21 protein-coding genes are annotated in these 25,011 nt (G+C 58.5%); 4 read left to right on the top strand and 17 right to left on the bottom strand.

The window, feature by feature from the left end:
* Positions 1-111: 111 nt before the first annotated feature.
* The 16 genes from dnaE to rpsB form a co-directional block, all read right to left on the bottom strand.
* Positions 112-3,633 carry a DNA polymerase III subunit alpha gene (gene dnaE / locus ABJ99_RS20225; RefSeq protein WP_054087324.1) on the bottom strand — a complete coding sequence of 1,174 codons (3,522 nt, stop codon included), beginning with the start codon at positions 3,631-3,633 and terminating at the stop codon, positions 112-114.
* Between the two features lie 63 nt (positions 3,634-3,696).
* On the bottom strand, positions 3,697-4,350 hold the full coding sequence (rnhB, locus tag ABJ99_RS20220; RefSeq protein WP_054087323.1) for a ribonuclease HII: 654 nt from the start codon (positions 4,348-4,350) through the stop codon (positions 3,697-3,699).
* An 11-nt stretch (positions 4,351-4,361) separates the two neighbouring features.
* Positions 4,362-5,504: a lipid-A-disaccharide synthase gene (gene lpxB, locus ABJ99_RS20215; protein WP_054087322.1), complete on the bottom strand. Its 1,143-nt coding sequence runs from the start codon at positions 5,502-5,504 to the stop codon at positions 4,362-4,364.
* Positions 5,505-5,506: 2 nt separating this feature from the next.
* Positions 5,507-6,283 (bottom strand): acyl-ACP--UDP-N-acetylglucosamine O-acyltransferase, encoded by a 777-nt coding sequence (lpxA, locus tag ABJ99_RS20210; RefSeq protein WP_054087321.1) that lies wholly within the window; start codon positions 6,281-6,283, stop codon positions 5,507-5,509.
* Complete coding sequence (gene fabZ / locus ABJ99_RS20205; protein ID WP_054087320.1) at positions 6,280-6,720, bottom strand: 3-hydroxyacyl-ACP dehydratase FabZ; 441 nt, start codon at positions 6,718-6,720, stop codon at positions 6,280-6,282. Before fabZ ends, lpxA begins: the two co-directional genes overlap by 4 nt.
* Positions 6,721-6,829: 109 nt before the next feature.
* Positions 6,830-7,885, bottom strand: a complete 1,056-nt coding sequence (lpxD, locus tag ABJ99_RS20200) for a UDP-3-O-(3-hydroxymyristoyl)glucosamine N-acyltransferase (protein WP_054087319.1) — start codon at positions 7,883-7,885, stop codon at positions 6,830-6,832.
* Between the two features lie 2 nt (positions 7,886-7,887).
* On the bottom strand, positions 7,888-8,391 hold the full coding sequence (locus ABJ99_RS20195; RefSeq protein WP_054087318.1) for an OmpH/Skp family outer membrane protein: 504 nt from the start codon (positions 8,389-8,391) through the stop codon (positions 7,888-7,890).
* Positions 8,392-8,436: 45 nt separating this feature from the next.
* A complete protein-coding gene (gene bamA, locus ABJ99_RS20190) occupies positions 8,437-10,824 on the bottom strand; it encodes an outer membrane protein assembly factor BamA (RefSeq protein ID WP_007250153.1) in 2,388 nt (795 codons plus the stop codon).
* A 74-nt stretch (positions 10,825-10,898) separates the two neighbouring features.
* Entirely contained in the window at positions 10,899-12,251 is a 1,353-nt protein-coding gene (gene rseP / locus ABJ99_RS20185) for a sigma E protease regulator RseP (protein ID WP_054087317.1), read from the bottom strand.
* A gap of 106 nt (positions 12,252-12,357) precedes the next feature.
* The gene (gene ispC, locus ABJ99_RS20180; protein ID WP_054087316.1) at positions 12,358-13,551 is read right to left on the bottom strand and encodes a 1-deoxy-D-xylulose-5-phosphate reductoisomerase; all 1,194 of its coding nucleotides are present in this window, start codon (positions 13,549-13,551) and stop codon (positions 12,358-12,360) included.
* Positions 13,548-14,363, bottom strand: a complete 816-nt coding sequence (locus ABJ99_RS20175; RefSeq protein WP_054087315.1) for a phosphatidate cytidylyltransferase — start codon at positions 14,361-14,363, stop codon at positions 13,548-13,550. The genes ispC and ABJ99_RS20175 overlap by 4 nt, the downstream gene beginning before the upstream one ends.
* The gene (gene uppS, locus ABJ99_RS20170; RefSeq protein ID WP_054087314.1) at positions 14,363-15,118 is read right to left on the bottom strand and encodes a polyprenyl diphosphate synthase; all 756 of its coding nucleotides are present in this window, start codon (positions 15,116-15,118) and stop codon (positions 14,363-14,365) included. Before uppS ends, ABJ99_RS20175 begins: the two co-directional genes overlap by 1 nt.
* 16 nt (positions 15,119-15,134) lie before the next feature.
* A complete protein-coding gene (gene frr, locus ABJ99_RS20165) occupies positions 15,135-15,692 on the bottom strand; it encodes a ribosome recycling factor (RefSeq protein WP_054087313.1) in 558 nt (185 codons plus the stop codon).
* Positions 15,689-16,432 (bottom strand): UMP kinase, encoded by a 744-nt coding sequence (gene pyrH, locus ABJ99_RS20160; RefSeq protein WP_007250148.1) that lies wholly within the window; start codon positions 16,430-16,432, stop codon positions 15,689-15,691. Before pyrH ends, frr begins: the two co-directional genes overlap by 4 nt.
* Positions 16,433-16,635: 203 nt before the next feature.
* Positions 16,636-17,499 carry a translation elongation factor Ts gene (gene tsf, locus ABJ99_RS20155; RefSeq protein ID WP_007250147.1) on the bottom strand — a complete coding sequence of 288 codons (864 nt, stop codon included), beginning with the start codon at positions 17,497-17,499 and terminating at the stop codon, positions 16,636-16,638.
* A 190-nt stretch (positions 17,500-17,689) separates the two neighbouring features.
* Complete coding sequence (gene rpsB, locus ABJ99_RS20150; RefSeq protein ID WP_054087312.1) at positions 17,690-18,433, bottom strand: 30S ribosomal protein S2; 744 nt, start codon at positions 18,431-18,433, stop codon at positions 17,690-17,692.
* Between the two features lie 324 nt (positions 18,434-18,757).
* Between rpsB and map the strand changes: the two genes are divergently transcribed.
* The 4 genes from map to ABJ99_RS20130 all read left to right on the top strand — a co-directional run bounded on the left by map (position 18,758) and on the right by ABJ99_RS20130 (position 24,525).
* Positions 18,758-19,540, top strand: coding sequence for a type I methionyl aminopeptidase (map, locus tag ABJ99_RS20145; RefSeq protein ID WP_054087311.1), 783 nt, complete (start codon positions 18,758-18,760; stop codon positions 19,538-19,540).
* A gap of 64 nt (positions 19,541-19,604) precedes the next feature.
* A complete protein-coding gene (locus ABJ99_RS20140; RefSeq protein ID WP_054087310.1) occupies positions 19,605-22,301 on the top strand; it encodes a [protein-PII] uridylyltransferase in 2,697 nt (898 codons plus the stop codon).
* Between the two features lie 51 nt (positions 22,302-22,352).
* Positions 22,353-23,546: a succinyldiaminopimelate transaminase gene (gene dapC / locus ABJ99_RS20135; RefSeq protein ID WP_054087309.1), complete on the top strand. Its 1,194-nt coding sequence runs from the start codon at positions 22,353-22,355 to the stop codon at positions 23,544-23,546.
* A 133-nt stretch (positions 23,547-23,679) separates the two neighbouring features.
* Positions 23,680-24,525 (top strand): matrixin family metalloprotease, encoded by an 846-nt coding sequence (locus tag ABJ99_RS20130; protein ID WP_054087308.1) that lies wholly within the window; start codon positions 23,680-23,682, stop codon positions 24,523-24,525.
* 87 nt (positions 24,526-24,612) lie between these two features.
* On the opposite strand, the gene ABJ99_RS20125 is transcribed toward ABJ99_RS20130, so the two are convergent.
* The gene (locus tag ABJ99_RS20125) at positions 24,613-24,843 is read right to left on the bottom strand and encodes a hypothetical protein (RefSeq protein WP_007250141.1); all 231 of its coding nucleotides are present in this window, start codon (positions 24,841-24,843) and stop codon (positions 24,613-24,615) included.
* Between the last annotated feature and the right edge of the window lie 168 nt (positions 24,844-25,011).

Genomic DNA, 25,011 nt, shown 5'->3' with positions numbered 1-25,011 from the left:
TAAACGGCCAAGAGGCCGGCCGGTTGATCCGTCTGCGCCTTTCCTGCTCGGAACAGGCGCGTTCAGGTCGAAATTGGATTCAGCGTCGAGCGCAGGCAGAGCCTGCGGCATTCAACGATACTGGAGAAAGACGTTCTCACGCCCGAACTGGTCACGCAGAGCTTGAATCAAGCTGTCTGCCGGATCAATACGCCACGCTTCTCCCAATTGCAGCAATGCTCTGGCGTCCTGCCCCGTGTAGTCCACCGTGATCGGGCAGGCACCGCGATGGCGCTTGCACAAATCACCGAGCCAGCGCAGCCGATCCCCCTTGAGTGCGTCGGCATGCACCGTCACGCGCAGGCTTTCGGCGAGGTTGGTACGCGCATCCTCGATGCTCATGACGCGTTTGGCACGCAGTCGCAGCCCGCCGGAGAAGTCATCGTTGCTCACTTCACCTTCGACCACAACCATAGCATCGGTCTGCAACAACGACTGAGCCGAATGAAACGCCTCGGCAAACAGCGAGGCTTCAATGCGGGCCGAGCGGTCGTCCAGGGTAATAAACCCCATCTTGTCGCCTTTTTTGTTCTTCATCACGCGCAGGGCAATGATCAGCCCGGCAACTGTCTGGGTGTCTCTGGCCGGCTTGAGATCGATGATCCGCTGGCGGGCGAAACGGCGAATTTCGCCTTCGTATTCGTCTATCGGGTGACCGGTCAGGTACAGCCCCAGCGTTTCTTTCTCGCCACGCAGGCGATCCTTGAGGCTCAGCTCACGGGTCTTGCGATGGTTCGCGTAAACGTCGGCATCCGCTTCGACGAACAGGCCGCCAAACAGGTCCGAGTGACCGCTGTCGCGACTGCGCGCAGTCTGCTCGGCAGCCTGGATGGCCTCTTCCAGCGCCGCCAGCAATACCGAACGGTTGCGGTCGATATTGGCCTGATAGGCCTTGGGCTCAAGCTCGAAATACGGGCCGAGCCGATCCAGCGCGCCACTGCGAATCAGGCCGTCCAGCGTCCGCTTGTTGACCCGTTTGAGGTCGACGCGGGCACAAAAATCGAACAGATCCTTGAACGGTCCTTTCTGACGCGCATCGGTAATCGCCTCGACCGGCCCCTCGCCCACGCCCTTGATCGCACCTAGGCCATAAAGAATGCGGCCGTCGTCGCTGACCGTGAACTTGAACTCCGAGGTGTTCACGTCCGGCGCGTCGAGGCGCAGTTTCATGGTGCGCACTTCCTCGATCAAGGTCACGACCTTGTCGGTGTTGTGCATGTCCGCCGACAACACGGCCGCCATGAACGGCGCCGGGTAGTGTGTCTTCAGCCAGGCAGTCTGGTACGACACCAGGCCATAGGCCGCCGAGTGAGACTTGTTGAAGCCGTAACCGGCGAACTTCTCCACCAGGTCGAAAATGTTACCGGCAAGGTCCGGGTCGATGTTGTTGGTCTTGCAACCGTCGATGAAACCGCCGCGCTGCTTGGCCATTTCCTCGGGCTTTTTCTTGCCCATCGCCCGGCGCAGCATGTCCGCACCACCCAGGGTGTAACCGGCCATGACCTGGGCGATCTGCATCACCTGTTCCTGATACAGGATGATGCCGTAGGTCGGTGCCAGTACCGGCTTGAGGCCTTCGTACTGGTAATCGACGTGCGGATAGGACAGCTCGGCGCGACCGTGCTTGCGGTTGATGAAGTCGTCCACCATGCCCGATTGCAGCGGACCGGGACGAAACAGCGCCACCAATGCGATCAAGTCTTCCAGGCAGTCGGGCTTGAGCTTCTTGATCAGCTCTTTCATGCCGCGCGACTCGAGCTGGAACACCGCCGTGGTTTCCGCGCGCTGCAGCAGCTGGTAGGTCGGCATGTCATCGAGCGGAATGAACGCGATGTCCAGCGGCGCTTCATTGACCTTGGCGCGGTCGCGGTTGATGGTCTTGAGCGCCCAGTCGATGATCGTCAGGGTACGCAGACCGAGGAAGTCGAACTTCACCAGCCCGGCCGCCTCGACGTCATCCTTGTCGAACTGGGTCACCAGACCGTCACCCGCCTCGTCGCAATAGATCGGCGAAAAGTCGGTCAGCTTGGTCGGAGCAATAACCACGCCGCCGGCGTGCTTGCCCACGTTACGCACAATGCCTTCCAGCTTGAGCGCCATCTCCCAGATTTCTGCGGCCTCTTCATCGACCTTGAGGAAGTCGCGGAGAATTTCTTCCTGCTCGTAGGCTTTTTCTAGGGTCATGCCGACTTCGAACGGGATCATCTTCGACAGACGGTCCGCCAGCCCGTAAGACTTGCCCTGCACCCGCGCCACGTCGCGCACCACCGCCTTGGCAGCCATGGAACCGAAGGTGATGATCTGGCTGACCGCGTTGCGCCCGTATTTCTCGGCCACGTACTCGATGACCCGATCACGGCCGTCCATACAGAAGTCGACGTCGAAGTCGGGCATGGAAACCCGCTCCGGGTTAAGGAAGCGTTCGAACAGCAGGTCGTATTCCAGCGGATCGAGGTCGGTGATCTTCTGCACGTAAGCGACCAGAGAACCGGCACCCGAACCACGGCCCGGCCCTACCGGCACGCCGTTGCTCTTGGCCCACTGGATAAAGTCCATCACGATCAGGAAGTAACCGGGGAAGCCCATCTGAATGATGATATCCAGCTCGAAATTCAGCCGGTCGACATAGACCTGGCGCTTGGCCTCGTAATCCTCGGTCGTGTCTTTTGGCAACAGAACCGAAAGACGCTCTTCCAGGCCGTCGAACGAGACCTTGCGAAAATACTCGTCGATGGTCATGCCATCGGGAATCGGGAAGTTGGGCAAAAAGTGAGTGCCCAGCTTGACGTCGATGTTGCAGCGCTTGGCAATCTCGACGGTGTTTTCCAGCGCTTCCGGCAGATCGCTGAACAGCTCGGCCATTTCTTCCGGGCTTTTCAGGTATTGCTGATCGCTGTAGTTATGCGAGCGACGTGGGTCGTCCAGCGCACGGCCTTCGCCGATGCACACGCGCGTCTCATGGGCCTCGAAGTCGGTCTGCTTGATGAAGCGCACATCATTGGTCGCCACCAGCGGCGCGCCATGGCGCTGGGCCAGCGCGACAGCGGCGTGCAGATGTTCTTCGTCGTTGGTGCGGTTGGTGCGCTGCACTTCGATATAGAAGCGATCCGGAAAGACTTGCAGCCACTCGCGCAGCAATTCGTCTGCCTCGCCGGGGTTGCCGCCGAGCAGCGCCATGCCGATCTCGCCTTCCTTGGCCACAGAAAGTGCAATGACGCCTTCGCTGGCCTGCGCAACCCATTGGCGCTGGATGACGATCTGACCATTGCGCTGACCTTCGATAAAGCCGCGCGAGATCAGTTCGGTCAGGTTACGGTAGCCCTGAGCGTTCATCGCCAGCAGGCTGATGCGACTGAGCGCAGCGTCTTCGTCCCTGCCGGCCAGCCACAGATCGACACCACAGATCGGCTTGATCCCCGAACTCTGCGCGGCCTTGTAGAACTTGACCAGCGAACACATGTTGTTCTGATCGGTCACCGCCACGGCGGGCATGTTCATGCCGGTCAGCGCCTTGATCAACGGTTTGACCCGGACCAGACCGTCAACCAGCGAATATTCGGTGTGCAGGCGTAGATGAACGAAAGAAGCCGGCATGGTGATCCTATAACGCGAAAATACAAACGAAGGGCGGGATTGTAGCGGCCTCAGACAGAAACGTCAGTCCTGCAGCAAACCGATCGACGGTAGACGTGTTGCGCCGTTGTTCATCGCCGCGCGCGCTTCATGGGCGGCCCGCACCGGCGCAAAAGAACGCCGATGGATAGGCGTAGGGCCCAGTCGGGCCAGTGCTTCCAGATGCACCGGCGTAGGATAACCCTTGTGCCCGCCGATGCCATAACCCGGATAGACCAGCTCGAGTGCCGCCATTTCCCGGTCCCGGCTGACCTTGGCCAGAATCGACGCGGCAGCGATGGCCGGTACTTTGGCATCGCCCTGCACCACCGGCGCAGAGGGCACAGACAATTGCGGGCAGCGGTTACCATCGATCAACGCCAGCTTCGGCGTGATGACAAGGCCTTCGACTGCGCGCTTCATGGCCAGCATTGTGGCGTGCAGAATGTTCAGTTGATCGATTTCTTCGACTTCGGCCCGGGCGATGAACCAGCACAGGGCTTTTTCCTGAATCTCGACAAACAGCTTTTCGCGCTTGGCTTCGGTCAGTTTTTTCGAGTCGTTGAGCCCGAGAATGGGTCTGGCCGGATCGAGAATGACAGCCGCCGTGACCACGGCACCGCAAAGCGGACCGCGTCCGACTTCGTCGACGCCCGCGACCAGATCTTCGACAAGAGTGAAATCCAGGCCTGTCTGCATGGTAAGCGAACTCACAGTGGGGATGAACGGCCGAGCAGGCCCAGTACGGCGTCTGCCGCCTGATTCGATGCATCACGGCGCAGAACCCGGTGAATCTCGTCAAAACCTGCGGTCTGCGCATGCCCGTCGTCGATCAACGGCAGCAGCGTGCTGGCCAGCGTTTCGGCAGTGGCATCGTCCTGTAGCAGCTCCGGCACCAGCATGCGCTGGGCCAGCAGGTTCGGCAGCGACACGTAAGGGCTTTTGACCAGCCGCTTGAGAATCCAGAACGTCAGCGGTGCCATCCGGTAGGCAACGACCATCGGCCGCTTGTAGAGCAGGGCTTCCAGCGTGGCGGTGCCGGAGGCGATCAGCACCGCATCACAGGCGGCCAGCGCGACGTGAGACTGACCGTCGAGCAATGTGACGGGCAAATTCCGACCTTGCAACAGTTCTTCGACCTGGACGCGCCGTTGCGGGCTGGCACACGGCAGCACGAAGCGTAGCGTGGGTCGCTCAGCCAGCAACCGCTCGGCCGCATCGAAAAACAGCGTCCCCAGACGACCGACTTCGCCGCCTCGGCTACCCGGCATCAGCGCCACAACCGACCCCTCAGCAGGAAAGCCCAGCTGCGCGCGCGCCGCGTCACGATCGGACTCAAGAGGAATGGTATCGGCCAGCGGATGACCGACAAACCGCACCGGCACGCCCTTCTCTTCGTAGAAACGCGCCTCGAACGGCAGCAGCGTCAGCATCAGGTCGCAGCCTTCGCGAATCTTCAAGACCCGCTTCTGACGCCAGGCCCAGACCGACGGGCTGACGTAGTGAACGGTCTTGATACCGGCGCGACGCAATTGCAGTTCGATATTGAGCGTGAAATCGGGCGCATCGATACCGATGAAGACATCCGGGTTCTCGTTGATCAGCGTCTGCACCAGCAATTTGCGCCGGGCCAATAGCTCACGCAGCCGACCGAGCACTTCCACCAGCCCCATTACCGACAGACGCTCCATCGGGAAGTACGACTGCATGCCCTCCGCTTCCATCAACGGCCCCCCTACACCCATGAACTGAACATCGGGGTTGCGCGCATTGATGGCCCGCATCAGGCCGGAGCCAAGGATATCGCCGGAGGCTTCGCCAGCGACCAGTGCAATGCGTAATGGGCTGGTCATGATTAACGAATGATGCCGCGAGTCGATGTCTGAATGGATTCGAGAAACACCGCGACTTCAGGAAACTGTGCCGCAGGTTCAGCCAGCTCGGTCAGTGCCTGAGCAATGGTCAGCCCCTGGCGATAAACCGTTTTGTAGGCTCTGCGCAACGCATGAATGGCGTCTTCGGAGAAACCTCGACGACGCATGCCCTCGAAGTTCATGCTGCGCGCCTCGGCCGGGTTGCCGAACACTGTGACAAACGCAGGAACATCCTTGCCGATGGCCGTGCCCATTCCGGAAAAGCTGTGGGCACCGATATGGCAGAACTGATGCACAAGGGTGAAACCGGACAGGATCGCCCAGTCGTCGACGTGCACATGGCCGGCCAACGCCGTATTGTTGACCAGGATCACATGATTGCCGATCACGCTGTCATGGCCGATATGTGCATAGGCCATGATCAGGTTGTGATCACCCAGCGTGGTTTCAGCGCGGTCCTGAACAGTGCCGCGGTGAATGGTCACGCCTTCGCGAATGACATTGTGATCACCGATCACCAGACGGGTTTCTTCGCCCTTGTACTTGAGATCAGGCGTATCTTCGCCCACCGATGAAAACTGATAGATGCGGTTGTGCTTGCCGATCTTCGTTGGCCCCTTGAGGACCACGTGCGGACCGATGACTGTACCCTCGCCAATTTCCACACCGGCTCCGATGATCGACCACGGGCCGACCTCAACGTTGTCGGCCAGAATGGCCGTCGGATCGATGATTGCGCGAGAGTCAATCAAACTCATAGTTTACGTTCCGCACAGATAATTTCGGCGGAGCATACGGCCTTGCCGTCAACTGTGGCCTTGCATTCGAACTTCCAGATCTGGCGCTTGCAGCTCAGGAACCTGGCTTCAAGAATCAGCTGGTCGCCCGGCAGAACCGGGTGACGGAAACGCAGTTTGTCCGAGCCCACGAAATAATAAAGTGTACCGTCTGACGGCTTGGTGTCGAGCATCTTGAACGCAAGGATACCGGCCGCCTGCGCCATTGCTTCGATGATCAGAACACCTGGCATGATCGGATGCTCAGGGAAATGACCGTTGAAAAAAGGCTCGTTGACACTGACATTCTTGTACGCGCGAATGTTCTTGTTCTCGAAATCCAGCTCCGTCACTCGATCCACCAGCAGGAACGGGTAACGATGAGGCAGGTATTCGCGAATTTCTTTGATGTCCATCATTTCGAGGGGAAGCCTGTAGTAAAGATTAGGAGTGCGTCGCGACTGCGCAGCACCCCTCTACATCAAGGAGGCAGTTTATCGACTGTGCACGCTTGATATTAAAAAGGTATCAGCCATCAGATGAGCGATCACCCGGGGAGGTCACCGTCTCGACAACCTTTTCGAGCTTTTGCAGACGTCGCGCCATGTCGTCGATCTTGCGCAGACGAGCCGCACTCTTGCGCCATTCGGCCGCGGGCTGCATCGCCGTACCCGAGGAGTAGGAACCTGGCTCGGTGATGGAATGCGTCACCATGGTCATGCCGGTGATGAAGACGCCATCACAAATCTCGATATGCCCGACCAACCCGACGCCGCCTGCGAACATGCAATGCTTGCCGATTTTAGTGCTTCCGGAAATACCGACACAGGCCGCCATCGCCGTGTGATCACCAATCTGCACGTTGTGGGCGATCTGAATCTGGTTGTCCAGCTTCACACCATTGCCGATACGCGTGTCAGCCAGTGCACCGCGATCAATCGCCGTATTGACGCCGATCTCGACATCATCGCCCAGGGTAACGCCGCCTATTTGAGCGATTTTCTGCCAGACACCCTTCTCGTTGGCAAAACCGAAACCTTCGCCCCCCAGCACCGCGCCTGACTGAATGACCACACGCTTGCCGATGCGAACGTCGTGGTAGAGCGTCACACGAGGCGCCAGCCAGCCACCCTCACCGATTTCGCAACGGGCGCCGATGAAGCAATGCGCACCGATGGTGACACCTGCTGCAATGCGCACACCACTCTCGATCACGGCAAACGCACCAATGCTGGCGGCCGGATCAATCTGAGCGCCCTCGGCAACGACGGCGGTGGGATGCACGCCTGCCGGGCTTTTGGGCTTGGGGTCGAAAAAATGCGAGATACGCGCGTAGGCCAGATAGGGATCCGGAACCAGCAGCGCATCCCCGGCGTAGCCGTCAGCATCTGCCGGTTTGAGCAACAAGGCAGCCGCCTGTGCATCGGCCAGATATTTGCGGTATTGAGGTTTTGCCAGGAAGCTGATCTGACCAGGGCCGGCCTCTTCTAGAGCGGCCAGCCCGGTGATTTCCCTGTCCTTGTCGCCACGCAAGGTGGCGCCAAGGAACTCGGCTAACTGGCCGAGCTTGATGGTTATGCTCATGATTACTTCAGCTGGTTCATGCGCTCGATGACCTGGCGAGTCACGTCATACTGAGGTTTGACGTCAATCACTGCACCGCGCTCGAAGACCAGATCAAAACCACCTTTTTTGATGACTTCTTCAACAGCCTGATCCAGCTTCGGCTTGAGCTGCTTGAGCATCTCACGGTCTGCAACGGCCTTGGCTTCGTTCAGTTCCTTGGACTGGAACTGGAAGTCACGCGCCTTTTGCTTGAACTCGAGCTCCAGACGTTCGCGCTCAGGCTGAGCCATTTTGTCGCCGCCGCTTACCAGACGATCCTGAATACCCTTGGCGCTGCTTTCCAGGCTCTTCAGCTTGGTCAGTTGCGGACCGAATTTCTTCTCGGCGTCCACTGCATAACGCTTGGCAGCGTCGGATTCCAGCAGGGCCATTTGATAGTTCAGTACCGCGATTTTCATGTCAGCAAATACAGGGCTGGCGACCAATACGGTGGCCAGCATTACCAATTGAGTCAACTTACGCACAATACAACTCCTACAAAATTCGTTGCGTTATCACAGATCAGACGCTTAGAACGTCTGACCCAGGGAGAATTGGAAGACCTGAGTTTCTGCTTCGTCGTCCGGCTTCTTGATCGGCATCGCCAAAGCGAAGCTCAAAGGACCGAGCGCAGTGATCCAGGTGACGCCGATACCAACAGAACTGGCCATACCGGAAAGGTCGATATCATTGCACTCGACTTTCTTGCCGTTGCCTGTCGTTCTGCTCGAGTCGCACTTGGTGTCAAATACGTTACCGACATCCCAGAAAACGGAAGTACGCAGGGAACGTTGATCCTTGACGAACGGCAGCGGGAACATGACTTCTACGCCACCCTGAACCAGAGCGTTACCGCCAAACGGCAGTGGATCCTGGTCAGGATCGGCTGACGTACCCTGGTTACCCGTCACCGCAGCACCCCGGCTCGGAGTACTACGCGGCCCTAGCGTGCTGTCCTTGAAGCCACGAACCGAGTTGAAGCCACCGGCGTAGTAGTTCTCGTAGAACGGCAGACCCGAGGTCGAACCGTAGCCGTCGCCATAACCCAGCTCGGTGTGCAGACGCAAGGTGTAGCTGTCGGTAATCGGGTGGAAGTACTGAGCGCGGTAATCCAGCTTGAAGAACGACAGGTCGCTGCCTGGCAAGGTGGATTCGAACACCAGGCTTTGCGAGTGACCACGGGTGGCCAGCACACCTTTGTTCAGCGTCGATTCAGACCAGCCAACCGAGCCCTTGAAGTTCAGGTACTTGTCGCCTTCCTTGTCAACGAAGTCAAAAATCTCGTCAACGGTGTAACGGCCCGTCTTGATCTCATCCTGCTGCACGGTCAGACCGTAGGTCAGGCGCGAGGTCTCGCTGATCGGGTAGCCGAGATTGATACCGGCACCCAGGCTGTCTACTGCGTAGCTTGCCACATCAACGTCGAGGTCATCGTAGTTGGTGGTGCGATAGAACGCGCTGTAACCCAGGCTTACACCGTCCGGCGTGTAGTACGGATCGACGTAGCTGAAGTTATAGCGGCTCTGATACTCACTGCGAGTCAGGCCGATGCTGACCTTGTTACCCGTACCCAGGAAATTGTTCTGGCTGATCGAACCACCCAGGATCAAACCGGCACTCTGTGCAAAGCCGACGCTGGCGGTGATCGAGCCGGACGCTTGCTCTTCAACGGCGTAGTTCACGTCCACCTGATCATCGGTGCCCGGAACAGGCGGCGTTTCGACGTTGACTTCCTTGAAGAAGCCCAGGCGATCAAGACGGGTTTTCGATTGATCGATCAGGTAGGTAGAAGCCCAGCCACCTTCCATCTGACGCATTTCGCGACGCAGCACTTCGTCTTCCGACTTGGTGTTGCCACGGTAGTTGATGCGGTTCACGTAAGCGCGCTTGCCAGGATCGACCACAAACGTGATATCGACCGTGTGGTCTTCGTTGTTCGGCGTAGGCACGCCGTTGACGTTGGCGAAGGTGTAGCCTTCGTTACCGAGACGACGGGTGATCAGCTCGGAAGTCGTGGTCATGACCTTGCGCGAGAAGACCTGCCCCGGCTGAACCAGCAGCAGGGATTTGACCTGATCTTCAGGCACCTTCAGGTCGCCGCTGAGCTTGACCGACTTGACGCTGTACTTCTCGCCTTCGTTGACGTTGACCGTGATGTACACGTTCTTCTTGTCAGGCGTGATCGACACCTGAGTCGAGGCGATATCCATGTTGATATAGCCGCGATCGAGGTAGTACGAACGCAGACGCTCGAGGTCGCCGGACAGCTTCTCGCGAGCATACTTGTCATCGTTCTTGAAGAACGAGAGCCAGTTACTGGTCTTGAGTTCGAACAGGTCGGTCAGGTCTTCGTCGGAAAAGACGGTGTTGCCGACCACGTTGATGTGCTGAATGGAGGCAACGGTGCCTTCATTGATATCGATTTTCAGGCCTACGCGGTTGCGCGGCTGAGGTACGACCTCGGCGTCAACCGTGGCGGAGTAACGGCCTTGGGCAACGTATTGGCGTTGCAGCTCGTTACGCACACCTTCAAGGGTTGCACGCTGAAAAATTTCACCTTCGGCAAGACCGGACTGTTTGAGGCCTTTCATCAGGTCTTCAGTCGAAATGGCCTTGTTGCCCTCGATTTCGATACTGGCAACCGACGGGCGCTCAACGACGTTGATGACGAGCACATTGCCATCACGACCCAGCTGGATGTCTTGAAAGAAACCGGTTTTGAACAACGAACGGGTAGCATCGACCAGACGACCGTCATCCGCCTGCTCGCCTACGTTCAGCGGCAGCGCACCAAAGACGCTGCCGGCGGAAACCCGCTGCAGGCCGTTGACACGGATATCGGAGATGGTGAAGGACTCGGCGTGAACTTCAGCGATCATCAGTGCGGAAAGAACCGCAGTTAGCAGCAGACGTTTCATGAAGTCCTTTCTTATTCCAACTGGCAATAAACAAACTGCCGCAAAATGCGGCAGATTCGCAACTCGGCAACGCTTTACAATCGGCCCAGATCGTTGACCAGTGCGAGCAACATGACGCCCACCACCAGACTGATACCGATCTGTGCACCCCAACCTTGTACCTTTTCCGACAGGGGACGACCACGCGCCCACTCGATCAGGTAAAACAGCAGATGCCCCCCGTCCAGAACAGGAATGGGCAGCAGATTCAGAACCCCGAGGCTTATGCTCAGATAAGCGAGGAAGTTCAGAAAATCTCCAAAACCCGACTGGGCCGAAGCGCCCGCCACTTTAGCAATGGTTATCGGTCCACTCAAGTTTTTTACCGAGAGCTCGCCGAACAACATTTTCTTGAGCGAGTCCAGAGTCAGCACGCTCATGCTCCAGGTGCGCTTTACACCCTCGGCCATCGCGGCGAAAGGACCGTAGCTGACCTCGCGCAACATTTCCGGTGGCCAATCGACAGCTTTTACCCCGGCACCGAGATAACCTGCGGCTGCCTTGCCCTCACCTTTGGCGGCGAGGGTCACCGGCATATCCATTTGCACGCCATCACGCTCGATGCGCATCGACACAACGGCTTGCGGCCGCTCACGCACCCGGTCAACAACCTGCTGCCACTCATTGAGGGGCTGACCGTCCATCGACACCAGACGATCACCGGTCCTGAGCCCGGCACTCTGCGCCGGACCTTTTGGATCAATTTCTGCCAGTACCGGCGGCAAGGCCGGACGCCACGGGCGAATCCCCAGCGACTTGATCGGATCCGGCTCCTCGGCGCCTCGGAGCCAGTCGTTCAGCACCAGCTCGCGGGATGTATCGACCGTCGAGCCCTGATCCCTGAGCTTGAGCGCGATGGTGCCGCTTTCACCCAGCCGGCGAACCAGTTGCAGGTTGACCGCCGCCCAGCCGGAAGTCGGCTCGCCATCGACTGCAACGATTTCCTGACCGGACGTCAAACCGGCCTGCTGAGCGATACTGCCAGGCTCGACGTTGCCGATCACCGGACGAACCTGTTCGCTGCCCATCATCGCCAGCACCCAGAAGAACGCGATGGCCAGCAGGAAGTTGGCCGTCGGACCGGCGATCACAATCGCGATGCGCTGCCCGACCGTCTTGCGGTTGAAGGCCTGATCGGCCAGCTCGGGCGGGACGTTGCCCTCGCGCTCGTCGAGCATCTTCACATAACCGCCCAGCGGAATCGCAGCAATCATGTACTCGGTACCCTGACGGTCGTGCCAGCGCAACAGCGGCGTGCCGAAGCCCACCGAAAAGCGCAATACCTTGACGCCACAGCGCCGCGCCACCCAGAAGTGGCCGAACTCGTGGAAGGTCACCAACACACCCAGCGCAATCAGGGTGCCGAGAATCATGTATAGAGCGCTCATCAATCTTCTCCAGGTACCGACTGGTCGGTCAGTGTGTTAATCAGTGCACGCCTGCGCGACCTGCCGTTGACGCACCACAACAACCCTTTCATTCATAAAGTGGCGATCACTGCCGGCCGTTTCTTTCAAGCCATTGACCTGCCAGCAAGCGCGCTTTCGCATCCACCGCGAAAACCGTATCAAGCTCCTCGACAGCGATAACGGGCTCCTGACTCAGGACATCCGCGATCATTCCGGCGATTTCCGGATAGCGAATACGCCGATCAAGGAATGCCGCGACGGCCACTTCATTGGCGGCATTGAGCATGGCGGGCGCGCTGCCTCCGGCTTCTGCCGCCTGCCGCGCAAGCCGCAGACACGGGAACCGGCCTTCGTCCGGCGCCTGAAAATCCAGCTGCCCGATCCGAAACAGATCCAGCGGCGCTACGCCGGAGTCTACACGTGCAGGCCAGGCCAGTGCATGGGCGATTGGCGTACGCATGTCGGGATTGCCCAACTGGGCCAGAACCGAGCCATCGACATAATCAACCAGCGAGTGGATCACGCTCTGGGGGTGAATCACAACCTCGATCTGATCAGGGCGAGCATCGAACAGCCAGCAGGCTTCGATCAGCTCAAGCCCCTTGTTCATCATCGTGGCCGAATCCACTGAAATCTTGCGCCCCATCGACCAGACCGGGTGCGCACAGGCCTGCTCAGGGGTCACATCCTGCAACTGATCGAGGGCCGTTTCACGGAACGGGCCGCCCGAAGCAGTCAGCATGACACGCCGCACACCGACAGCGGCCAGCCCGCGCGAAAAGTCGCCAGGCAGGCATTGAAAGATCGCATTGTGCTCGCTGTCGATGGGCAGCAGCACGGCCCCGCTTCGCTGCACAGCCTGCATGAACAAGGCACCGGACATGACCAGCGCCTCTTTATTGGCCAGCAAGACCTTCTTGCCTGCCTCTACCGCCGCCAGAGTCGGACGCAAGCCCGCCGCACCGACGATGGCAGCCATCACCGCATCGACCAGCGGATGCGCAGCCACTTCGCACAGACCCTGCTCCCCCACCAGCACACGGGTATCGAGCCCGGCAGCGGCAAGATCGTCCTGCAATTTACGCGCGACCGCCTGATCCGGCACCACGGCGTATTGCGGTGTATGCCTGATGCACAAGGCCAGTAGTTCTTTCAGACGACTGAAGCCCGTCAGCGCGAACACCTGATAAAGCGCCGGATGGCGAGCGACCACATCCAGGGTACTCAGGCCGATGGAACCGGTCGCCCCCAGAATGGTGAGCTGTTGCGGGGCACTCACATGACACCCCAGTCAGCGGCCCAGAGCAGTACGGCAAATACCGGAATGGCCGCCGTCAGGCTGTCGATGCGATCCAGCACCCCGCCGTGGCCAGGCAGCAGGTTGCTGCTGTCCTTGACCCCTGACTGGCGCTTGAACATGCTTTCGGTCAGGTCACCGATCACCGAGATGAAGACGATCACGGCAGCGCCCAGCAGGGCGGCGATGAACTGGATGACAGACCAGTCGCGGGAAATACCCACCGCAGCCGTGATAGCGAGACTCACCGCCAGCCCACCGTATACGCCCTCCCAGCTTTTGCCGGGGCTCACCTTGGGCGCCAGCTTGCGCTTGCCGAATGCCTTTCCGGAGAAATAGGCACCGATGTCGGCCGCCCAGACCAGCACCATGACAGCCAGAATCAACCAGTTGCCCAGCGGCCACTGCTTGATCAGCACCAGACCCTGCCAGGCCGGCAGCAAAATCAGCAGACCGATCACCAGCTTGCACGCGGCGCTCGCCCAGTGGCTACTGGAATCGGGATAGGTAAGCACCAGAAACGTTGCCACGCCCCACCAGATGACCGCAGCGACCAGCACCCACGGCTCAAGCCCCGGCAGCAGGTACATCAGAAATAGCAGGACTGCGACCACTGCGGCATAGCCAATGCGCATCGACTGGGCAGCGAAACCAGCCAGCCGCGCCCATTCCCAGGCGCCCAGAACAACGACAACCCCGATAAACAGGGCGAAGTACATGCCGGTCAGCAGGAAAAAGCCGCAGAGGGCGATCGGCAACAGAATGAGTGCCGTGATGATCCGTTGTTTCAGCATTAAGCCCGGGCTCCAGCTTCTACCTGTTCGCTGGTTTTACCGAAGCGACGTTGGCGAGAAGCGAAATCTGCCAGCGCAACTCGCATGGCATCGTGTTTGAAGTCCGGCCAGAACAGGTCGGAGAAGTACAGCTCGGCGTAGGCCAGCTGCCAAAGCAGGAAATTGCTGATGCGGTGCTCGCCGCCGGTGCGAATGCACAGGTCCGGCAGCGGCAGATCGCCCGTCGCCAGACAGGACTGCAACAGCTCGGGCGTAATCTCGTCCGGCTGCAAATGACCGGCCTGAACCTCGCGCGCCAACCGCTGTGCGGCCTGCGCAATGTCCCACTGACCCCCGTAATTGGCAGCAATCTGCAGCACAAAGCGACTGTTGCCTGACGTCCGCGCCTCTGCCTCACGCATGGCTGCCTGAAGCTCGGGATGAAAGCGCGAACGATCACCAATGATGCGCAGGCTGATGTCATTCTCGTTCAGGCGCTTCGTTTCACGCCGCAAGGCCGTAAAAAACAGCTCCATCAGCGCACCGACCTCTTCGGCCGGGCGCTGCCAGTTTTCACTGGAGAACGCGAACAATGTCAACACTTCGACGTTGGCTTCGGCGCAGACCTCGATAACGGCGCGCACAGCATCGACGCCCGCCTTGTGGCCTGCAACGCCTGGCAACAGACGCTTTTTCGCCCAGCGATTATTACCATCCATGATAATCGCGACGTGACGCGGCACCGATGAGGGCGCGGCCGGTTTTATTTTTTCCATGAAAGCGTCCGAAACCTTATACAGCCATCAGATCAGCTTCTTTCTGCTTCACCGCAGCTTCGATTTCCGCCACGAACTTGTCGGTCAGCTTCTGCACGTCGTCAGCCGCACGACGCTCTTCGTCTTCGCTGATTTCCTTGTCCTTGACCAGGTCTTTCAACTGGCTCAGCGCATCACGACGGATATTGCGCACGGCAACACGCGCATCTTCGGCTGCATCGCGCGCCTGCTTGGTGAAGCCCTTGCGGGTTTCTTCAGTCAGCGCCGGCATCGAAATCAGCAGCAATTCGCCCAGGTTGGTCGGGTTGAAGCCCAGGCCGGAGCTCTGGATGGCCTTATCGACCGCAGCCAGCATGTTGCGCTCGAACGCCACGACCTGAAGGGTGCGCGAATCCTTGACGGTCACGTTGGCAACCTGGCTCAGCGGGGTGTCGGAACCGTAGTAAGGAACCATGACACCACCCAGAATGCTTGGGTGAGCCTTGCCGGTACGGATCCGGGTGAACGCATGGGCCAGCGATTCCAGGCTCTTCTGCATGCGAACCCGAGCATCTTTCTTGATTTCATTGATCATTGTTGGGCTTCCTCGATCAGGGTTCCTTCGGCGCCACCATGGACGATATTCAGAAGGGCACCCGGTTTGTTCATGTTGAAGACGCGCAATGGCATCTTGTGATCGCGACACAGGCAGATTGCGGTCAGATCCATCACGCCCAGCTTGCGATCCAGCACTTCATCGTAAGTCAGATGATCGAACTTCTCGGCATTCGGGTCCTTGAACGGATCTGCGGTGTACACACCGTCGACCTTGGTCGCTTTGAGCACCACGTCGGCGTCGATCTCGATAGCGCGCAGGCACGCTGCCGAATCGGTCGTGAAGAACGGATTACCCGTACCCGCCGCGAAGATCACCACTTCCTTGGCACTGAGGTGGCGCATGGCCTTGCGACGATCGTAGTGATCGGTGACACCCACCATCGAAATGGCGGACATGACGATCGCCGTGATATTAGCGCGCTCGAGCGCATCGCGCATGGCCAGAGCGTTCATCACAGTGGCCAGCATGCCCATGTGGTCGCCCGTTACCCGATCCATGCCGGCTGCACTCAGGGCTGCACCACGAAACAGGTTGCCGCCACCGATGACCAGGCCGACCTGAACACCAATACCGACCAGTTGGCCGACTTCCAGTGCCATGCGGTCAAGGACCTTGGGGTCGATGCCGAACTCTTCGGAGCCCATGAGGGCCTCGCCGCTAAGCTTGAGTAGAATGCGTTTATAGCGAGCCTGATAACCACTGCCCTGCTGAGCCATTGCGAATCTCTCCTGCGGCGTTTTTCTGAAAAAATCTGTGCGAGCTATTTCAAGCCTGCGAATACTTTAGCTTGACGCTGTGCAAGCGTCGGGAGAATGCAGCCTTGCAGGCGTAATCTCCAAGGAAATTCCTTTGCTCTTTCGACAAAGAGGCCGCACGCGTGAGCGGGCAGCCTCTTTGGGGCGACAGTTTGAAAACTGTCTTACTGCTTGGCGGCAGCCAGCTGGGCAGCAACTTCGTCAGCGAAGTTGTCGACCGGCTTCTCGATGCCTTCGCCTACCTTGAAGTAAGTGAAAGAAACGATTTCAGCACCGGCTTTCTTGGCCAGCTCGCCGACCTTGACTTCAGGGTTCTTGACGAACGCCTGCTCAACCAGGCTGGCTTCTGCCAAGAACTTGGTGATACGGCCGCCAACCATCTTCTCGACGATTTCAGCAGGCTTGCCTTTGATCTTGTCTTCGTTCAGTTGCAGGAAGACATTCTTCTCGCGCTCGATCGCTTCGGCAGACACTTCCGAAGGTAACAGGAACTCAGGGTTGCTCGCCGCTACGTGCATGGCGATGTCTTTAGCCAGATCGACGTCGCCACCTTTCAGGGTAACGACCACACCGATCTTGTTGCCGTGCAGGTAAGAACCTACCACGTCACCTTCGATGCGCTTCAGACGACGAATGTTGACGTTTTCGCCAACCTTGCCGACCAGCACCAGACGCGCAGTTTCCTGAGCTTCGATCAACGGAGCGACGTCGGTCATTTTGTCGGCAAAGGCTTTTTCGACGCTGGCAGCGACGAAATTCTTGAAATCGTCCTGCAGAGCCAGGAAGTCGGTCTGCGAGTTGACTTCGATGATGACAGCAGCTTTGCCGTCGTCTTTGATGGCGATAGCGCCTTCAGCAGCAACGTTGCCTGCTTTCTTGGCAGCCTTGATGGCGCCGGAAGCACGCATGTCGTCGATTGCCTTTTCGATGTCGCCGCCAGCCTTGGTCAAGGCCTTTTTGCAATCCATCATGCCTTCGCCGGTACGCTCGCGCAGTTCTTTGACCAACGCTGCAGTAATCTCTGCCATTTCAAAATCCTCTTGGATAGGTCTTCAACCATTCCACCCGGCTGGCCGGGCGTGCAATTCTTGAAAAATCAGGGTGGCAGCAACACATGACAACAAGGCCGTGCTTGCACGCCGACAAATCATTTCCGAGGTGGCAAAAAGGGGGCTAAGCCCCCTTTTCGCGTACTGAGTAAACGCCAGGCGTTTTTACTCAGCCTTCTACAGCTGCTGCAGCTGGAGCTTCTTCGACGAATACGTCGGTGCCGCCAGCAACATTGTTACGACCACGGATAACAGCATCAGCCATCGAACCCATGTACAGCTGGATAGCGCGGATTGCGTCATCGTTGCCCGGGATGATGTAGTCAACGCCTTCCGGGCTGCTGTTGGTGTCGACGACGCCGATAACAGGGATGCCCAGCTTGTTGGCTTCGGTGATCGCGATGCGCTCGTGGTCAACGTCGATGACGAACAGTGCGTCTGGCAGACCGCCCATATCCTTGATACCACCCAGGCTGCGATCCAGTTTTTCCAGATCACGAGTGCGCATCAGGGCTTCTTTCTTGGTCAGCTTGGCGAAAGTACCGTCTTCAGCCTGTACTTCCAGCTCGCGCAGACGCTTGATCGACTGACGGATGGTCTTGAAGTTGGTCAGCATGCCGCCCAACCAGCGATGGTCGACGTACGGCGAACCGCAACGTGCTGCTTCTTCAGCAACGATCTTGCCAGCGGAACGCTTGGTGCCGACGAACAGAATCTTGTTTTTGCCCGAAGCCAGGCGCTCAACGAAAGTCAGAGCTTCGTTGAACATAGGCAGGGTTTTTTCAAGGTTGATGATGTGAATATTGTTACGCGCGCCGAAAATGTACTTACCCATTTTCGGGTTCCAGTAACGGGTCTGGTGGCCGAAGTGGCAACCAGCCTTCAGCATATCGCGCATGTTGACTTGGGACATGATAGTTCCTTGATAAGTCGGGTTAGGCCTCCACGCATCCCAATGACCAACCAATGGCATCTAGCCAGGGCACCCAGGTCATCGTGTCGACACGTGTGTGGGTTTGTGCTTCGAAGGCGGACCTTGGAAAGCGGCGCATTTTATATCACAAAAGGGAAGAGAACGGAACTCCCATCAAGTTCTTGTTTTACTTTGCATTTAGCCCGCTCTGAAAGGCGGCATCGAAAGGCTATAGAAGGAAGCGATGATCCCCCGACGCAGACGGTCTGGTAGAATCGCGCCTTTGCGCACCAGCCGCGTGCCCGACACGTCGAGAGATTCTGTATGACCATCACCCTCAAAACTCCGGAAGACATCGAAAAGATGCGCATCGCCGGCCGTCTGGCCGCCGAGGTTCTGGAAATGATTGCCCCTTATGTCAAGCCGGGCGTGACCACCGAAGAGCTGGACCGCATCTGCCACGACTATATCGTCAACGAACAGAAAGCGATCCCTGCCCCGCTGAATTACCGGGGTTTCCCCAAGTCGATCTGCACGTCGATCAATCAGGTGGTCTGCCACGGCATCCCGAGCGACAAGAAGCTCAAGGACGGCGACTCGCTGAACATCGACGTCACGGTCATAAAGGACGGCTACCACGGCGACACCAGCAGAATGTTCCATGTCGGCACCGTTCCGGTGTGGGCCGAACGCCTGTCGAAGGTGACTCAGGAATGCCTGTACAAAGCCATCGAGATCGTCAAACCGGGTACTCACCTGGGCGATATCGGTGCAGTCATCCAGAAACATGCGGAAAAGAATGGTTTTTCGGTGGTACGTGATTTTTGCGGCCACGGGATCGGCAAGGTATTTCATGAAGAGCCACAAATCATGCACTTTGGCGAAGCGGGCACCGGCATTCAGTTAAAGGAAGGCATGACCTTCACGATCGAACCGATGATCAATCAGGGTCGCCCGGAAACCAAGATCCTCGGCGATGGCTGGACGGCGATCACCAAGGACCGCAAGCTTTCGGCACAGTGGGAACACACGCTGCTGGTGACCGCCGACGGTTACGAAATCTTCACTTTACGCAGCGACGATACCATTGCACAAAAGGCTCCCTGACTCGAGTCTGCATGGCTGAATCCGATTGAACACACGCAATGCCCGACATGAGGAATGCTGTTCCATGCCGCAAGTAGACCCAGACCTGTTCGATCGCGGCCAGTTCCAGGCCGAACTGGCCTTGAAAGCCAGCCCCATCGCCGCTTTCAAGAAAGCCATTCGCAGAGCACGAGACGTACTGGACGAGCGCTTCAGGTCGGGCCGCGACATTCGGCGACTGATCGAGGATCGGGCCTGGTTCGTGGATAACATCCTGCAAAAGGCCTGGGACCAGTTCAACTGGAGCGAAGACGCCGACATCGCGCTGCTGGCGGTGGGTGGCTACGGCCGCGGCGAATTGCACCCCTATTCGGACATCGACCTGCTGATCCTGCTGGACAGCGACGACCACGAAGTTTTTCGCGAACCTATCGAGGGTTTTCTGACGCTGCTGTGGGACATCGGCCTTGAGGTCGGGCAAAGCGTACGCTCGGTCGCCGAGTGCGCACAGGAAGGACGGGCTGACCTGACGGTCATCACCAACCTGATGGAAAGCCGCACCATCGCCGGACCTGAACACCTGCGCCAACGCATGCTGGACGTCACCAGTACGCGGCGGATGTGGCCGAGCAAGGATTTCTTCCTTGCCAAGCATGCAGAGCAGAAAAAGCGCCATCACAAGTACAACGACACCGAATACAACCTGGAGCCCAACGTCAAAGGCTCCCCCGGCGGGCTGCGCGATATCCAGACCATTCTTTGGGTAGCCCGACGCCAGTACGGCACGCTGAACCTGCATGCATTGGCGGGCGAAGGTTTTCTGCTGGGCAGCGAAAACGCATTGCTGGCCTCCTCCCAGGAGTTTCTCTGGAAAGTACGCTATGCGCTGCACATGCTGGCCGGACGCTCCGAAGACCGGCTGCTGTTCGACTACCAGCGCAGTATCGCCAGCCTGCTGGGCTACGAAGACAATGATGCCAAACTGGCCATCGAGCGCTTCATGCAGAAGTACTATCGCGTGGTCATGAGCATCGCCGAACTGAGCGATCTGATCATCCAGCACTTCGAGGAAGTGATTCTTTCCGAAGACAGCGGTACGCCGCAGCCGATCAATTCGCGCTTCCAGCTGCATGACGGCTATATAGAAGCCACCCATGCGAACGTGTTCAAGCGCACCCCGTTCGCGATGCTCGAAATTTTCGTGCTGATGGCTCAACATCCGGAAATCAAGGGAGTACGTGCCGACACCATTCGCCTGTTGCGCGAGCACAGGCACCTGATTAACGACGACTTCCGCAACGATATCCGCAACACCAGCCTGTTCATCGAGCTGTTCAAGTGCGAAACGGGTATTCACCGCAACCTGCGACGCATGAACCGCTACGGCCTTCTTGGCCTGTATCTGCCGGAGTTCGGCCACATCGTGGGGCAAATGCAGCACGACCTGTTCCACATCTATACCGTCGACGCGCACACGCTGAATCTGATCAAGCACCTGCGCAAGCTGCAATACACCGAAGTGTCGGAGAAATTTCCGCTGGCCAGCAAGATCATGGCCCGCCTGCCCAAGGCCGAGCTTATCTACCTGGCCGGGCTGTATCACGACATCGGCAAAGGCCGGGGTGGCGATCACTCGGAGCTTGGTGCGGTGGATGCGCAGGCGTTCGGCAAGCGTCATCAACTGCCTGACTGGGACACCCGGCTGATCGTCTGGCTGGTGAGCAATCACCTGGTCATGTCGACCACCGCCCAGCGCAAGGATCTGTCCGACCCGCAGGTGATTCACGATTTCGCCCAGTTTGTCGGTGACGAGGTGCATCTGGATTATCTGTACGTGCTGACCGTCGCCGATATCAACGCGACCAATCCGACCCTGTGGAATTCATGGCGCGCCAGCCTGTTGCGCCAGCTGTATACCGAAACCAAGCGCGCCCTGCGTCGCGGCCTGGAAAACCCGGTCGACCGCGAAGAGCAGATCCGCCGCACGCAGATCGCCGCGCTGGATATTCTGGTCCGCAATGGCACCGATCCCGATGATGTCGAGCAGCTGTGGTCAGCCCTGGGAGACGACTACTTTCTGCGCCATACCGCCGGTGACGTGGCCTGGCACAGCGACGCGATCCTGCAACAGCCCTCCGACGGCGGCCCGCTGGTGCTGATCAAGGAAACCACGCATCGCGAGTTCGAAGGCGGTACCCAGATCTTCATTTATGCACCGGATCAGCACGATTTCTTCGCGGTGACCGTCGCCGCGATGGACCAGTTGAACCTGAACATTCACGATGCGCGCATCATTACCTCGAGCAGCCAGTTCACACTCGACACCTACATCGTGCTCGATCACGAAGGCGGCTCGATCGGCAACAATCCGGAACGCATTCAGGACATCCGCGACGGCCTGACCGAAGCGCTGCACAACCCGGATGACTACCCGACGATCATCAAGCGCCGCGTCCCCCGCCAGCTCAAGCACTTCGCGTTTGCGCCGCAGGTCACCATTCACAATGATGCCCAGCGCCCGGTGACTGTACTGGAACTGCTGGCCCCGGATCGACCCGGCCTGCTGGCGCGGGTCGGCAAGATCTTCCTGGAGTTCGACCTGTCTTTGCAGAACGCCAAGATTGCAACGCTGGGCGAGCGCGTCGAGGACGTTTTCTTCATCACCGACGCCAACAATCAGCCGCTGTCCGATCCACAGTTGTGCAGCCAGTTGCAGGAAGCCATCGTCAAGCAACTGAGCGTCAACCCGGACACCGGCGGCGATCTGCGGATCAGCATTTGAACACTCGACCACACGAATCGGCTCTACATAGCTCATCGAGGAACACGCTCCATGAATAACGCCATGCAACTGCTTCACCCCTACCCGTTCGAAAAGCTTCGCGCGTTGCTGGGCGGCGTGACGCCCAACCCGGATAAACGCCCGGTGGCGCTGTCCATTGGCGAGCCGAAGCACCGTTCACCCGATTTCGTTGCCAAGGCGCTCGCAGACAACCTCGACCAGATGGCGGTGTACCCGACCACGCTCGGTATCCCCGCGCTGCGCGAGGCGATTGCCGGCTGGTGCAGCCGTCGCTTTGACGTGCCTGAAAGCTGGATTGACCCGGCGCGCAACGTACTGCCGGTCAACGGCACCCGCGAGGCGCTGTTTGCATTTACCCAGACCGTGGTCAATCGCAGTGACGACGGCCTGGTGATCAGCCCGAACCCGTTTTATCAGATCTACGAAGGTGCGGCGTATCTGGCGGGCGCCCGGCCGCACTATCTGCCGTGCCTGAGCGAGAACGGCTTCAACCCTGATTTCGATGCGGTCACCCCGGACATCTGGAAACGCTGCCAGATTCTGTTTCTGTGTTCGCCGGGCAATCCGACCGGCGCGCTGATCCCGGTCGAAACGCTGAAAAAGCTGATCGCACTGGCCGATCAGTATGACTTCGTCATTGCCGCGGACGAGTGCTACAGCGAGCTGTACTTCGACGAACAAACGCCACCTCCAGGCCTGCTCAGTGCCTGCGTGGAACTGGGCCGCAAGGACTTCAAGCGCTGCGTGGTTTTTCACAGCCTGTCCAAGCGCTCCAACCTGCCGGGCCTGCGCTCCGGTTTCGTTGCCGGCGATGCCGAGATTCTCAAGGCGTTCCTGCTGTATCGCACCTACCATGGTTGCGCCATGCCGGTTCAAACCCAACTGGCCAGCATCGCCGCCTGGAACGACGAAGCCCATGTGCGTGCCAACCGGGACCTGTACCGCGAGAAATTCGACGCGGTGCTCGACATTCTGGCCCCGGTGCTGGACGTACAGCGTCCGGACGGCGGGTTCTATCTGTGGCCGAATGTGGACACCGACGACGCCATTTTTTGTCGCGATCTGTTCGTTGACCAGCACGTCACCGCCGTTCCGGGCTCGTACCTGTCGCGGGAAGTGGACGGCGTCAACCCGGGTGCCGGGCGGGTGCGACTGGCACTGGTAGCGCCGCTGGCCGAGTGCATCGAGGCCGCTGAACGCATCCGCGCCTTCCTGAACAAGTAGACGCATCGCAAACAGCCCTGTCGCATGCAATGTGCGGCAGGGTAATAAAATAAATAGTTACCACCTGCAACACCTCGTTTGAACCTACCTTGAACCTTCATTTTTCCGGCTTCCTGACAGGAAGTGAATCGCTATGAAGGTCAATCAAATGCCTGCTCCATCCGTTCAGAATGTAAAACTGCCATCATCCTGCTGCATGCGAACTGTCACAGATCAGCAGACGTCTTATGACGCTGCCATTCGTGAAAACGCCGCCAACGCGGCCATCACCCCCACCTACGAGTCGGAAACCGGCTACGAAACAGGCGAGTCAACGCGCGAGCCACGGATTCTGGTGGCATTCACCAAATACTGGGCACGCGGGCGTACCCTGAAAATTCTCTTTCCGAAAGACCCTCCGGCCGTGCTTAAAGACCCCATCATCGAGGCGGCAAAAAAGTGGCTTGAGCACATAAATCTGAAATTCGAGTTCGTGACCCAAGGTCCCAGCGATATCCGTATTGGCTTCAACGAACACCTGAACTGGAGCGCAATAGGCACCGATGCGCTGCTCGCCAGGCAGGATGAGTCCACTATGGAATTCAATATCAAAGAGATTTATACGGCAGATCTGAAGCCGTCCGCAGAGTTGACGCGCATCGTGTTGCATGAATTCGGGCACGCGCTGGGTGCCGTTCACGAGCATCAGCATCCTCAGGCCAACATTCCCTGGAACGAGCCGCTTCTGCGCTCCCTGCTTGTACAGACCGGGCTGACCGACGACGAGGTCAACCGGAACTTTCTCGACCGGTACGAAGCCGCAGATTACTATTATTCAGCTTATGACCGGGACTCGGTCATGCACTTCGACATCCCCAATGGCCTGACCCTGGGCGACTTTGAAATCATCAATGTCGGCAAGACACTCAGCCCCAACGACATCAAAGTGATGGGTGCCATCTACCCGAATCGCACCAACTCGAAATTCGAACAACGCTGAAGCTATAGGTCGGGAGCGTCTGCTGCCCGGTTCACGCGCCACGCACTTCAGCCATGAAGCGTGGCGCTAGCACGCGCTGAAAGCTGATTACTGACGCGTGCGCATTTTTTCCGCTACCCACCCCACGGCCCAGCTTACCGGGTCGTGGGACTGCATGGGCAGCAGCGGCTTGCCTTCGCGAGCAGCCGACCTGCCGTCCGCCTCCGCTTCGGCGTGAATCCAGATTGTGCTTTGCTTGAAGCCTTCGGCACGTTGACGTTCCCTGTAATAGCGTTGCCGGACAAGCGCTTCCTGACGCTTCTTATCTTGTTCAGACATAACGCGACCCAGTTTTGAAAATCGAGCGCCATCATTGTCCGACACGACGCTTCACTCAAGATGGCGGGGGTGAAACATTTTTTATGATAGTTATAGGAGTTATCTATTCACCGCCGGACGCCAGATCCACTCAGGCGCGGCGCTGCATGAAATGACGTGGCATAATGC

The sequence above is a fragment of the Pseudomonas syringae pv. cilantro genome (assembly GCF_001293775.1).
In the GTDB taxonomy this organism is placed as follows: domain Bacteria; phylum Pseudomonadota; class Gammaproteobacteria; order Pseudomonadales; family Pseudomonadaceae; genus Aquipseudomonas; species Aquipseudomonas syringae_P.
This window is presented reverse-complemented; position numbering and strand designations above follow the sequence as displayed.